Raw genomic sequence first — 12,481 nt, forward strand, 5'->3', positions numbered from 1 at the left:
CTATAAGTCTTCTAAAAGTAGTAGGTAGAGGTTTTTAGCACTACTTCCATAACTTAAGAAATCTTTTTCGTCTCCAGATTTAAAATGTTTTATGGTAGTAATATTGGTAGGTATTTTTTTTCTATTGTTAGATTTAATACCTCGTAAGCCTTCACCAATACTTTCAACAATTTGACTAGTTGTGGCGAATACTATAAAGTTAAAAGGAAGTTCAGGGAGTTTTTTTTCAAAAATTTGTCTAGATGAAATAAGTAATGAACCATCATTTGCGATTAGATTTTCGCATGTAGTTAAAAAAAACGAGGAGTCACTTATTCTGTTTGTTATCTTTAAATTAGAATTTTGAAATTTACTTTCTAATTGGTTATCAATAATTAATACATTCTTCTCTTGCCAACCATTTTCGTTTATAATACTCTGTAAATTTTGGAATATTTCATTTAGGTCTTCACAGTACAAAAATTTACCACCATTAGCTTTAAAGTTTATAGTAAACCTTTCGTCTATTGGTAATTTAATTTCAGGCATGTATTTGCCTCTGTCATTTGATTTTAGTTCTTCATCTTTGTTTTCAGATTTCAAACCAAAAATTTTTCTAAAAAGACTCATTTAGATACTGCTATTAACACAATTTAATCTGGTGTTTATCAAATATAAAAAATCTTAAATTAACCTAACGATTAATTTAAGATTTTTACTAAAAGCTTAACAAATATATACGTTTCAACTATTTGTCTAGGATTTCTCGCTCTTCTTTTTCAAAAGCACGTTTCCCAAATATTTTTTCAAGATTATCTTTAAAAATAACCTCTTTTTCAAGTAATACCTCGGCAAGTTCTGTTAGCTTGTCTTTATTTTCTTCAAGTAGCTTTATTGCTCTTTCGTATTGCTCTTCAATGATATTAGAAATTTCTTTATCGATAAGCTCTGCTGTTTGCTCGCTATAAGGTTTATTGAAGCCAAATTCATTTTGACCAGACGAGTCATAATATGTTAAGTTTCCTATTTTATCACTCAAACCATAAATGGTAACCATAGCCCGAGCTTGTTTAGTAACCTTTTCTAAATCACTTAAAGCGCCTGTAGATATTTTATCGAAAATAACTTTTTCTGCAGCTCGTCCACCTAATGCTGCACACATTTCGTCAAGCATTTGTTCTGGTCTAACTATTAAACGTTCTTCTGGTAAATACCAAGCAGCACCTAAAGATCTTCCTCTTGGCACTATGGTAACTTTTACTAATGGAGCAGCATGTTCTAGCATCCAACTTACAGTGGCATGACCAGCTTCATGGAATGCAACTGCTTTTTTCTCACTAGGCGTTATAATTTTATTTTTCTTTTCTAACCCACCAATTATTCTATCTACGGCATCAAGAAAATCTTGCTTGTCTACCTCTTTTTTGCCATTTCTAGCAGCAATTAATGCTGCTTCATTACATACATTGGCTATATCTGCACCTGAAAAACCAGGTGTTTGCTTAGATAAGAAATCTGTGTCTAAATCTTTAGCTTTTTTAAGCGGACGAAGATGTACTTCAAATATTTCTTTACGCTCACGTACATCTGGAAGGTCTACAAAAATTTGTCTATCAAAACGTCCTGCACGCATTAAGGCTTTATCAAGTATATCTGCTCTATTAGTTGCTGCAAGTACAATAACGTTAGCATTGGTACCAAAACCATCCATTTCGGTTAGTAATTGATTTAGGGTGTTTTCGCGTTCATCATTACTTCCTGACATTGCGTTTTTACCTCTTGCGCGTCCAATAGCATCAATTTCATCTATAAAAATAATTGATGGCGATTTTTCTTTTGCTTGCTTAAATAAGTCACGAACTCTTGAAGCTCCTACACCAACAAACATCTCAACAAAATCTGAACCAGATAGCGAGAAGAACGGTACTTTAGCTTCGCCAGCCACGGCTCTTGCTAATAATGTTTTTCCTGTTCCTGGAGGTCCTACAAGTAAAGCTCCTTTTGGAATTTTCCCGCCTAATGTGGTGTATTTTTCAGGAAACTTAAGAAAATCTACAATTTCTTGAACTTCTTCTTTAGCACCTTCTAAACCTGCAACATCCTTAAAAGTTGTTTTAACTTCGGTATTTTGATCGAATAATTTCGCTTTCGATTTTCCTATATTAAATATTTGCCCACCAGCACCTCCACCAGCACCACCAGACATACGGCGCATAATGAAAATCCAAACACCAATAAGTAATACAAAAGGTAAAATACCTAAAAGGAAATCGCCTAGAAAATTTTCTTCTGTTATGTAAACAGGTTCTAAGTCTAAATTATTAGACTTTATAACTTCATTTAATTCATTTTGAAAAATCTCTAATTCTCCAAATTCGAATTTGTAATTAGGTAATTGGGTAGCAGTTGGAATTAAAGTAGTTGGTTTAGAACTTCTATGAATTTCTTTAGTTGCCGCATCTTTTGTAAGATATACTTTTGCTATACGTTTGTTAACAATTTCGACCTTTGCTACATCGCCATCTTCTACAAATTGCAAAAATTGTGTTGGGTTGGTTTCTTTACCTTCTTGAAAACCACTATTGCTAAATACCGAAGTCCCAATAAAAATAGCTATTACAATACCGTAAATCCAATACGGACTAAACTTTGGTTTTTTGTCTTTTATGTTTTTTTTGTCGTTTGCCATGTTTTTTCTAGTAACTAGTTTCTATTACTGTTGTTTTTGCATCTCCCCAAAGGCTCTCAATGTCGTAATAGTCTCTTATCTGTTTCTGAAACACATGTACCACCACATTAACATAATCTATTAAAACCCATTCGGCATTATCAAGACCTTCGGTATGCCAAGGGTTATCTTTAAGTTCTTTACTTACTTTCTTTTGTATGGAATTTACTATGGCGTTAACTTGTGTGTTTGAAGTACCTTCGCAAATTATGAAGTAATCGCAAACCGTATTTTCAATATCTCTTAAATCTAGAATATTTATCTCTTTACCTTTAACATCTTCAATGCCACTAATTATTACAGATATTAGCTGGTCTGCGCTTATTTTTTCTTTCGCCATTAATTTTTTTTAATTTATGCAAAGTTATTATTTTTTTAGTTCTTTATACTTTAAATTAATCATAAGATTTTCTAACTTATAATAACCTTTAAATGCGTATAATCAAACTTGATGCCACCGATTCCACAAATAGCTATTTGCGGGACTTAATTGCATTAGAAACACTAGATGATTATACTGTGGTAACTGCTAAAAAACAAAACCAAGGAAGAGGACAAATGGGAGCAGTTTGGAGTTCTCAAACTTCTAAAAGCCTTACGTTTAGTGTCTTTAAAGATGTTTCTGGTTTAGATATTGATGCCTCTTTTAGCATAAGTATGATAAGCGCGTTAGCTATAATTAAGGCATTGCAAAGTTTCTCAATCCCTAAACTACGTATAAAATGGCCAAACGACATTTTGTCAGGAGACAAGAAAATTTGTGGGATTCTTATTGAAAATGTCATAAAACAGAACAATCTTAATGCATCGATAATTGGTGTAGGACTCAATGTGAATGAAACAGAATTTAAAAATTTACCGAGAGCGACATCATTAAAATTAATTTCTGGTAATAATTTTAATTTAGAAGAAGTATTATTGGCAATATTAGAAAGTTTGAAGAGTCACTTCAGCATCTTTCATAAAGGAAATTATGCTTTGTTAAAGGAAGAATACGAGAGCCATTTGTTCAGAAAAAACATACCATCTACATTTAAGAATTGCAATAATTTAACGTTTTCTGGATTTATCCAAGGGGTTTCTAATTCTGGAAATCTTCAAATCTTGTTAGAAGATAACATTATTAAAGAATTTAATTTAAAAGAGATTACACTGTTGTATTAAATAGCGTTTGGAATACTAGTAACAAGGGTTTCTATAAATTTTTTAATAGGGCCTTTTATCATCATTGCCATCATTGGGTTAAACTCACCAGTAAATTCTAATTGAACTTCACTAGATGATGCAGTAATATCTTTTATGTTACCTATAAGAGAGAAATCTATTTTTCCACCTGCTGCTCCTAATACAATTTTGTTAGGAGGTATAACTTCTTTCTTTTGAAGAGTTATCTCTGGCATACCTTTAAGCGCAAATAAAAATTTATCGTCTTCTAATAGTTCAAACTTACTTATGTTTTCTGGCATTAAAGATTCGAAATTTTTGAAATCTGTTAAAAAATCAAAAACTTCTTGTGAAGATTTACTAACTGTAATATTTGGTGATTCTAAATTCATTTTGTTGTAATTTGTTTTTTGTTGAGTTGTTAAGGTGCCTTATTTTTTTCTGACTAAATGCCTTAAAGACTAACAATTTCACTTTTACATATCAATTAGCGTTCCATTCACTTGGATTAGAATTCCATTCCGATAAAGTTTTTACTTCTTTTTCAGAAATGTAATTCGTGTAAACTGCCTGTTCCAGTAGGCTTTCATAATTACCAAGCGTTTGTAGTTTGACTTGTTGCTTTTCAAAATTTTCTTTTGCAACATCAAATCCATAGGTGAAAATAGCAATCATGCCTTTTACATTTACGCCTGCTTCACGAAGTGCTTTTACCGCATTCAAACTACTTTTGCCAGTACTAATTAAATCTTCAACTACAACAACATTTTGTCCGCTTTCAATAAAGCCTTCAACTTGGTTTTTACGCCCATGCCCTTTAGCGTCTGGTCTTACATAAATAAACGGTAGTCCTAAATATTCTGCCACTAGTATACCTATACCAATAGCGCCAGTAGCTACACCAGCAATAGCATCTGGCTTACCATACTGTTTTTCAATTTGTTTTCCCATAGTTTCTCGTATGTAATTACGAATTGGAGGAAAAGATAAAATAATTCGGTTATCACAGTAAATTGGTGATTTCCAGCCTGATGCCCATGTAAATGGTTCTTTAGGACTCAATTTTATAGCCTTAATTTGCAATAAAACTTCGGCTGTTTTTCTAGCGGTATGTTTGTTGAAAATCATAGTTGCAAAATTACACATAAATTTAGTTCTACATAGTGCTTAAAACTGAATTAAAATATTTTTTTCAACAATGTTAGAAGTGTTACTAAAAATGATATTTTTACCAACTAGAGAACTATTAAAGATAACATGTATCAAGTTTTTGTTGGAGATAAACCAATTGTATTAACAAATAAGGTTGAATTGGAGAATGGTTTTAGGAATTATTTGTTAGATACGGCAAATATGGCTAAAGTTATTAAACGACTTAATACGACTTCTTTAAGCGAAGTTCGCTTGATTCATAAAAATAAAGATAAGCTTCTTAAAAAATTTTTAAAAAAACTTCCAAATGTCATTGCTGGAGGAGGAAAAGTTTATAATGATGAAGGTGCTGTTTTGTTTATTTATAGAAACGATAAATGGGATTTGCCAAAAGGGAAAACTGAAGGCAATGAAACTATCGAAAAGACAGCATTACGGGAAGTTATGGAAGAAACGGGCGTTGCTGGATTAGAAATAACAAAACCTATAGAAACGACTTATCATATTTTTAAACGTAATGGTCGTTATAAAATTAAAATCACTTATTGGTTTGAAATGAAGACTAGTTTTAAAGGTGATTTATTTGCACAAGAAGAAGAAGGGATTACTAAAGTGTCTTGGCTTGGTGAAACAGAAATTAAAGAGGCATTGAAAAACTCTTATGCCAATATTAGAAGGCTAGTTTAGTTATTCAATTGATTCTGTAAACAGGGTATTGTAAATGTGCCTTTTCATAATGTATACTTTGTTTATGTAACCAGTCCAGTTGTGCATACCAATTATTTCTAAACACTGTTAAATCTTTTTTACGGTGTTCGAAAGTCGCTTCTAATTCTGGGTTGTTTTCTAGTAATTTCAATGCTTTGTCTTCCCATACATAAGGAGAAAATCCTTCTTTCTGTTGTAAAATAGTATCAAAGAAATTCCAATTAAAAAATGAATCTGGTCCTTGTGGTTCCAAGGTTTCTAAAATATATCTTATTGAAGGCTGATTTGTATTAATTAGATAGTCACCTTTTATAAATTTAATACTTTCATCTAATTTTGATAGAAATACATCATAGTGTTGATAATGTCCTTCATAAGGTTGTTGCCGAGTTTTGTAATCTCTAATTCGATAAGACTCAACCTCTATAAGTGTATCTTTTTCAATTTGAATCATTTCCACATCATTTAGTTTTAGTAAATCAATAATACGATGCCATCCTTGTGGTATAATATAAGCTTTAGGGATTTCTACTTTTAAACTAGGTTTAAAATAATTTTGATAGGCAACTTCTTTTGTGAATGGCTTTGTTTGGTCATATTTCAACCTGTTAAATCCTGTAATCTCACTGGTGGTTTTTTCAGCATTATAGCCTTTAAATTTTATAGTTGAAACTTTCGTGGTGTCAACTACCCAGTTAAGAATATAAGATTTGCCTCCATATAGTTTTAATAACATATTTTTTCTAATGCTTGATATCTCCTTGCCATCTTCTTCAGTGATATCTATCATGCTTTTCATAAGGGCATAGGTGCCTTCAACACGTTGTTTGTATGGTTTAAGCATATGGGTTTCAACAGTAATGCCCAACGTATTGAATAGTGCGGTGTAACCAACAGAATATCTGGGGTAGTCTAAAAATTGAGCAAACCCTTCTTCTGGAACTTGATTAAAAACATTTACATATGGTGTTATATCCCATTTCTTTTCGGCTAGTTTTTGTTCTAGTTTAGTCGCCATTTGGGTATGTAAATAATTACCTAAATCCTCTCCAAGTTTATTATGTTGTGTAAATAAATGTGTTAATGTATATTGATAATCAGCACCGTTGCTTACATGATTGTCGATAAAAACATCTGGTTTTACCATGTGAAAAATTTGCGTAAAGGTTCTAGTATTTTTTGTATCACATTTAATAAAATCTCGATTAAGGTCATAATTTCTAGCATTTCCTCTAAAGCCATATTCTTTTGGGCCATTTTGATTGGTTCTGGTAGTAGAATTTCTATTTAAACTCCCGCCAATATTATAAATAGGAATAGTTGCTAATACCGTGTTTTTTGGTATTTCAATGTTGTTATTAACAAAATCTCTAAAGAGCATCATAGTAGCATCAATACCATCAGACTCTCCTGGGTGGATACCATTCATAATTAATAGAATGCGTTTTTCGTTATTTCTTATTTCTGAAAAATTAAACTCTAAGTCCTTATTTAGTATAACAAGATGTAAAGGTTTTCCAGAATCGGTTTCACCAATAGAATCAATAAAAATTTCAGGATAAACTTCAGCTAGGTTTTCATAAAATTGAATTGTTTGCTCGTAGGTAGCAGTTTCTAATCCTTTTGATTTCTCGAAATGAGTTTCAAAATCATAATACGGTTTATTATTGTTTGGATTACAGGAAACAAAGACGATTAAAATAACAAGAATAGCTTTCATTCAATAAAATTTTTATAAAGCTACAATTATATTGTTTTATTTCTCAAACGTTTTAGTATTTCAATTTTCAAAATATACTAATACAACTTGCGCTTCAACATTTTAACTGTAAATTTGCAGCTTCAAAATACAAATCATGACGGAATTTATTAGAAAGCGAGCTGCAAATGCCAAGAATGATATTTTAAGTGGGATTACTGTTGCATTGGCATTAGTTCCAGAAGCAGTGGCTTTTGCGTTCGTTGCTGGTGTAGATCCGTTAGTAGGGTTATATGCTGCTTTTATGATTGGTTTAATTACCTCTATTTTTGGAGGTCGACCAGGTATGATTAGTGGGGCTACAGGTGCATTAGCTGTGGTGATGGTAAGTTTGGTTGCAGAAGGAAATGCCATGGGAGAAGCTAGTGAACAATTAGGTTTATACTACTTATTTGCCACCGTAATATTAATGGGTGTTATCCAAATGCTAGCTGGTGTTTTAAAGCTTGGTAAATTTGTTAGATTGATTCCGCATCCAGTAATGATGGGGTTTGTAAACGGTTTAGCGATTGTTATATTCTTATCGCAATTGGGCATGTTTAAAGATGTGAATGGCGATTGGTTTTCTGGTAATTCACTTTGGGTTATGGTTTCTTTAGTCGCTTTAACCATGGGAATTATGTTTGGTTTACCCAAGCTTACAAAAAAACTACCAGAGGCTCTAGTAGCCATTTTAGTGGTATCTGCTATTGTTATTTTTGGAAATTTAGATGTAGCTACGGTTGGTAGTTTTATAACTGATGGGGGCGGGGAAGGTTTAAAAGGTGGACTTCCTCAATTTCAAACAGATATTTTTAGTAAAGTACCTTTTAACCTGCAAACACTCTGGTTTATTGGGCCATATGCTTTAATTCTTGCTGCCATTGGTCTAATTGAATCATTAATGACACTTAATTTAATTGACGAATTAACAGAAACAAGAGGCAATGCTAATAGAGAATGTATGGCACAAGGTGGTGCTAACATTGTAACTGGCTTTTTTGGAGGTATGGGCGGTTGTGCTATGATTGGTCAGTCATTAATTAATATAAAGTCGGGGGGTAGAACACGGTTGTCTGGAATTGTGGCTGCAGTACTATTATTAATGTTTATTCTTTTTGCGTCTAGTTATATTGAACAAATTCCAATTGCAGCCTTAGTAGGTGTTATGTTTATGGTAGTTATTGGAACTTTTGCATGGAGTAGTTTTAGAATTTTAAACAAAATTCCATTTAGCGATGTTATTGTATTAGTTGCTGTATCTTCATTAACCGTTATTTTCGATTTGGCTATTGCGGTAATTGCGGGAGTTATTATTAGCGCTTTGGTATTCTCTTGGGAGAATGCTAAACGTATTCGAGCACGTAAGCGTATGCGCGATGATGGAACAAAAATCTATGAAATCTGGGGGCCATTATTTTTTGGTTCTATTATTGCTTTTAATGAAAAATTTGATGTTAAGAATGACCCTGAAAAGGTGGAAGTTGATTTTGTTGAATCTAGAATTAGCGATCATTCTGCCATTGAAGCAATATTTAGTTTGGTTAATAAATATGAAGCTGCTGGCAAGCAAATTAAATTGAAACACTTGAGTGAAGACTGTAAAATATTACTTTATAAATCTAGCCCTAAGTTTAGAGAAGTTATTGTTGAAGATATAGACGACCCACGTTATCACTTAGCCGAAAACCCTGAAGCTTTCACTAAAGGGCTATCGGAGTATAAGTTGTAATTTAGCTATTAGCTATTAGCTATTAGCCATTAGCTATCGCATAGGTCTTTTTAGTTGTTCTTTTACTCGATCAAAAGACTTCTTGCTAGCGCGTTCCCATCTATAGATTTTGTGCTTTTTATTCCTATTTTCTTGATATTTTGTATCCTTTTCGCGTGTTTCTTTATCCCAAATAAAACGCTTTCTTATAACGTTTTTTACTATTTCTTCTGAAGGATTTATACGCTCAAGAGCATTTAAGCAAGCCAAAGAAACATTATGTACTTTGTCATATATGCAATTAAGAAGTGCAGGAATTGATGATGGTTTACCTACATGCTCTAAAGCTTCAGCCGCTAACTTTCTAGTTTTATAATTCCCGTGTTTTAGGGCGTATTCTAGCTTATCAACCTGCTCGGTTTGTTCCCAAAGAATTATCGTCTTTTCAGAAGGCTGAATAAGTCTTAATTTAAAAAGAAAGAAAATAATTTGATGTAGCATAATAAGTTGGAATAACCCTTACTTATTAGTATAAAATAAACAAGAAATGTTACATTAATTTCATTCTAGGTTGATGTAATTTTTAAATATAAAATGAACTTTCATCGACTAAAATAGTAGTAAGTTCTACTGTATGATTATCAGGATCTTTGAGATAGATAGAGTGAAAGTAATAATGATCTTGAAATTGAAAAGGTTCGTTTATAGAATTGAAATATTCTTGTGCTTTTTTAAAATCACTATTTGAAATGTTAAAGGCAAAATGGTCTATCTTAACATTTTTAGATAATAAATTAACTTTTTCATCATTAAGATTTGCTGGAAAAATAGCTACTCCAGTTTTACCAGAAAGCATAAATACAGGGAACTCACCCCATTTTTCGAGTTGGTATTTTTTTAAGCCCATAACTTTTGTATACCATTCAATAGAGATATTCATGTTTTTAGCACGAATAGCAACGTGGTCTAGAAAGTTAATGTTAAATGCAGACATTATTTAACTCTTACACTATCTGGCACCAATTTGGTGTAATCTCCATTATTTCTAATAACATCGCGTACTATCGAAGAAGCAATGTAAGATGTTTGTGCAGATGTTAAAAGAAAAATAGTTTCAATAGGAGCGAGGTCCCGATTGGTATGTGCAATAGCTTTTTCAAATTCAAAATCTGCGGGGTTTCTCAATCCCCGTAAAATAAATTCAACGCCAATTTCTTTACAGTAATCAACAGTCAAACCTTCATAAGTTGCTACTTTTACTTTTGGTTCATCGGCAAATGCTTTTTTAATAAATGCTTTTCGTTCTTCAAGTGAGAACATATATTTTTTACTTCCATTAACACCTATAGCGACAATAATTTCGTCAAAAAGCGTAATGCCACGTTTTATAATGTCGTAGTGTCCTAAAGTTAAAGGATCAAATGATCCTGGAAATAATGCGCGTTTCATTTTCTGCTTTTGTCATTCCTGAGAAGGCAGGAATTTTTTAAACTTATTCTATTTTTGATGGATTCCGTATCAAGTACAGAATGACAAGTAATTTCAATGCTTATCAAATATAGTATTTTTTGATGACTACTGGTGCTTTAAACCAAACACTATTTTAAAGCTTCTTGTATTGCATTGTCAAACAGGTCACTAAGACTAATTCCTGCTGCTGCCGCTTGCTGAGGTAAAATACTTTCTCTAGTAAGACCTGGAACGGTATTCATTTCTAACAAATAAGGTTCACCATCTTTAAATATAAATTCGCTTCTTGAGAAGCCTTTCATTTTTAATACTTCATATACTTTTTTAGCTTCAGTAATCACTTTGTCTTCTAGCTCTTTGCTTAACCGAGCAGGAGTTATTTCTTGAGATTTCCCTAAGTATTTAGCTTCATAATCGAAAAAATCGTTTTCAGAAACTATTTCTGTAATGGGTAACACTTTGGTTTTTCCTTTATAAGTTATAACACCAACCGAGACTTCGGTGCCATCTAGATAAGATTCAATAATAATTTCGTCATCTTCTTTAAAAGCTACGTCAATGGCATTTTGTAAGTTCTCTCTTTTATGCACTTTGGTTACTCCAAAACTACTACCTGCTTTATTAGCTTTTACAAAACAGGGCAATCCTACTTTATTAATAATATTGTCTTCATTAATAGTATCACCAAGATTTACATAAAAGGATTCAGCAGTTTTTATGCCATAAGGTTTTAAAACACTTAGGCAATCACGTTTGTTAAAAGTTAAGCTTGCTTGGTACATATCGCAACTTGTGTGAGGAATATTTAATAAATCGAAATAACCTTGCATAAAACCATCTTCTCCAGGAGACCCATGAATGGCGTTAAATACGCAGTCAAAACGTATAACCTGATTGGCAACTCTTACAGAGAAATCATTTTTATCAACAGGAAATTCTGCATTATTGGAATCTACATATACCCATTTGTCTTTAAAAATATGGATGCGATAACCATTGTATTTCGAGCTGTCTAACGTTTCAAAAACAACGTTGCCACTTTTTAAAGAAATCTGATATTCGCTAGAATATCCGCCCATAATAATGGCTATATTTTTTCTTGTAAGCATATTTTATCTATTTCTGTGAAGGCTGAAATCTTTTAATTAAAATTTCTATCAGTCCAAACCCAACAATAAAACGTATCTAAATTAGGTATAGCTAAAATATCATATAAATAGCAAAAGAAAAAACAGTTCGGTTTTTATATATTTGCCTAATTGAAAATTCTGTAAATGAGTATCATTAAATTTCTTTCAAGTAAAATATTTTTAAAACAAATGGCATTGGCTATTGTAGCCCTCATTGTTTTATGTTTTATTATTTTAAAATGGTTAAAAGTATCTACAAATCATGGCGATTTTGAAACTGTTCCAAACCTAACGGGTAAATCTATTAGCGTTGCACAAATAGAATTAGAAGAGAATAATTTAGTAATGCAAATACAGGATTCTGCTAACTTTAATCCAAAATATCCTAAGTTTTCAGTTATCGAGCAAGAGCCACTTGCTGGATCTAAAGTAAAGGAAAACAGAAAAATATACTTAACACTTAATCCGTCTGGCTATAGAAAAATTTTAGTTCCAGATTTAAAGGAACGTACTTTTAGACAAGCAAAACCTACACTAGAGGCTTTAGGTTTTAAAGTTGGTAAACTTACTTATGAAAACAATATTGGTAAAGATTTGGTTTTAAGAATGCTTTATAAAGGAAAAACCATTAAGCCTGGAGATATGCTTCAAAAAACATCGGTTATCGATTTGGTGCTTGGTAATGGTAACAGACCTTAAAT

Annotated in this window: 14 protein-coding genes; 4 read left to right on the plus strand and 10 right to left on the minus strand. The window is 32.1% G+C overall.

All coding sequences use genetic code 11. The annotated features are described in order from the left end of the window. The 3 genes from Q0739_RS06765 to rsfS all read right to left on the minus strand — a co-directional run bounded on the left by Q0739_RS06765 (window position 1) and on the right by rsfS (window position 3,047). The gene (locus Q0739_RS06765) at window positions 1-609 is read right to left on the minus strand and encodes an LUD domain-containing protein (protein WP_298237945.1); all 609 of its coding nucleotides are present in this window, start codon (window positions 607-609) and stop codon (window positions 1-3) included. A 118-nt stretch (window positions 610-727) separates the two neighbouring features. Further along, window positions 728-2,668 (minus strand): ATP-dependent zinc metalloprotease FtsH, encoded by a 1,941-nt coding sequence (gene ftsH, locus Q0739_RS06770; protein ID WP_298237946.1) that lies wholly within the window; start codon window positions 2,666-2,668, stop codon window positions 728-730. Between the two features lie 7 nt (window positions 2,669-2,675). Further along, window positions 2,676-3,047 carry a ribosome silencing factor gene (gene rsfS / locus Q0739_RS06775; RefSeq protein ID WP_298237947.1) on the minus strand — a complete coding sequence of 124 codons (372 nt, stop codon included), beginning with the start codon at window positions 3,045-3,047 and terminating at the stop codon, window positions 2,676-2,678. A 92-nt stretch (window positions 3,048-3,139) separates the two neighbouring features. On the opposite strand from rsfS, the gene Q0739_RS06780 reads away from it, so the two are divergent. After that, the gene (locus Q0739_RS06780) at window positions 3,140-3,871 is read left to right on the plus strand and encodes a biotin--[acetyl-CoA-carboxylase] ligase (protein WP_298237948.1); all 732 of its coding nucleotides are present in this window, start codon (window positions 3,140-3,142) and stop codon (window positions 3,869-3,871) included. Here Q0739_RS06780 and Q0739_RS06785 read toward each other — a convergent pair. Together Q0739_RS06785 and pyrE are read right to left on the minus strand one after the other, a co-directional pair. Continuing rightward, entirely contained in the window at window positions 3,868-4,263 is a 396-nt protein-coding gene (locus tag Q0739_RS06785; RefSeq protein ID WP_298237949.1) for an SRPBCC family protein, read from the minus strand. The genes Q0739_RS06780 and Q0739_RS06785 overlap by 4 nt on opposite strands. 91 nt (window positions 4,264-4,354) lie before the next feature. Beyond that, window positions 4,355-4,999 carry an orotate phosphoribosyltransferase gene (pyrE, locus tag Q0739_RS06790; RefSeq protein ID WP_298237950.1) on the minus strand — a complete coding sequence of 215 codons (645 nt, stop codon included), beginning with the start codon at window positions 4,997-4,999 and terminating at the stop codon, window positions 4,355-4,357. A gap of 129 nt (window positions 5,000-5,128) precedes the next feature. Between pyrE and Q0739_RS06795 the strand changes: the two genes are divergently transcribed. Next, complete coding sequence (locus Q0739_RS06795; RefSeq protein WP_298237951.1) at window positions 5,129-5,710, plus strand: NUDIX domain-containing protein; 582 nt, start codon at window positions 5,129-5,131, stop codon at window positions 5,708-5,710. A 4-nt stretch (window positions 5,711-5,714) separates the two neighbouring features. Here the strand turns inward: Q0739_RS06795 and Q0739_RS06800 are convergent, their stop codons facing one another. Next, window positions 5,715-7,451: a M14 family metallopeptidase gene (locus tag Q0739_RS06800; RefSeq protein ID WP_298237952.1), complete on the minus strand. Its 1,737-nt coding sequence runs from the start codon at window positions 7,449-7,451 to the stop codon at window positions 5,715-5,717. Window positions 7,452-7,587: 136 nt separating this feature from the next. On the opposite strand from Q0739_RS06800, the gene Q0739_RS06805 reads away from it, so the two are divergent. Then, the gene (locus tag Q0739_RS06805; protein ID WP_298237953.1) at window positions 7,588-9,201 is read left to right on the plus strand and encodes a SulP family inorganic anion transporter; all 1,614 of its coding nucleotides are present in this window, start codon (window positions 7,588-7,590) and stop codon (window positions 9,199-9,201) included. Between the two features lie 33 nt (window positions 9,202-9,234). On the opposite strand, the gene Q0739_RS06810 is transcribed toward Q0739_RS06805, so the two are convergent. From Q0739_RS06810 to Q0739_RS06825, 4 genes are all read right to left on the minus strand, one after another. Further along, entirely contained in the window at window positions 9,235-9,681 is a 447-nt protein-coding gene (locus Q0739_RS06810) for a HEAT repeat domain-containing protein (protein ID WP_298237954.1), read from the minus strand. An 82-nt stretch (window positions 9,682-9,763) separates the two neighbouring features. Continuing rightward, the gene (locus Q0739_RS06815) at window positions 9,764-10,174 is read right to left on the minus strand and encodes a VOC family protein (protein WP_298237955.1); all 411 of its coding nucleotides are present in this window, start codon (window positions 10,172-10,174) and stop codon (window positions 9,764-9,766) included. Next, window positions 10,174-10,629, minus strand: a complete 456-nt coding sequence (gene coaD, locus Q0739_RS06820) for a pantetheine-phosphate adenylyltransferase (protein ID WP_298237956.1) — start codon at window positions 10,627-10,629, stop codon at window positions 10,174-10,176. The genes Q0739_RS06815 and coaD overlap by 1 nt, the downstream gene beginning before the upstream one ends. Before the next feature lie 149 nt (window positions 10,630-10,778). Beyond that, entirely contained in the window at window positions 10,779-11,759 is a 981-nt protein-coding gene (locus tag Q0739_RS06825; RefSeq protein ID WP_298237957.1) for a D-alanine--D-alanine ligase, read from the minus strand. Between the two features lie 165 nt (window positions 11,760-11,924). Between Q0739_RS06825 and Q0739_RS06830 the strand changes: the two genes are divergently transcribed. Then, window positions 11,925-12,479 (plus strand): PASTA domain-containing protein, encoded by a 555-nt coding sequence (locus Q0739_RS06830; RefSeq protein ID WP_298237958.1) that lies wholly within the window; start codon window positions 11,925-11,927, stop codon window positions 12,477-12,479. Window positions 12,480-12,481: the final 2 nt, after the last annotated feature.

Origin of the sequence: uncultured Algibacter sp. (assembly GCF_947487605.1) — a bacterium.
Taxonomy (GTDB): Bacteria; Bacteroidota; Bacteroidia; order Flavobacteriales; family Flavobacteriaceae; genus Algibacter_D.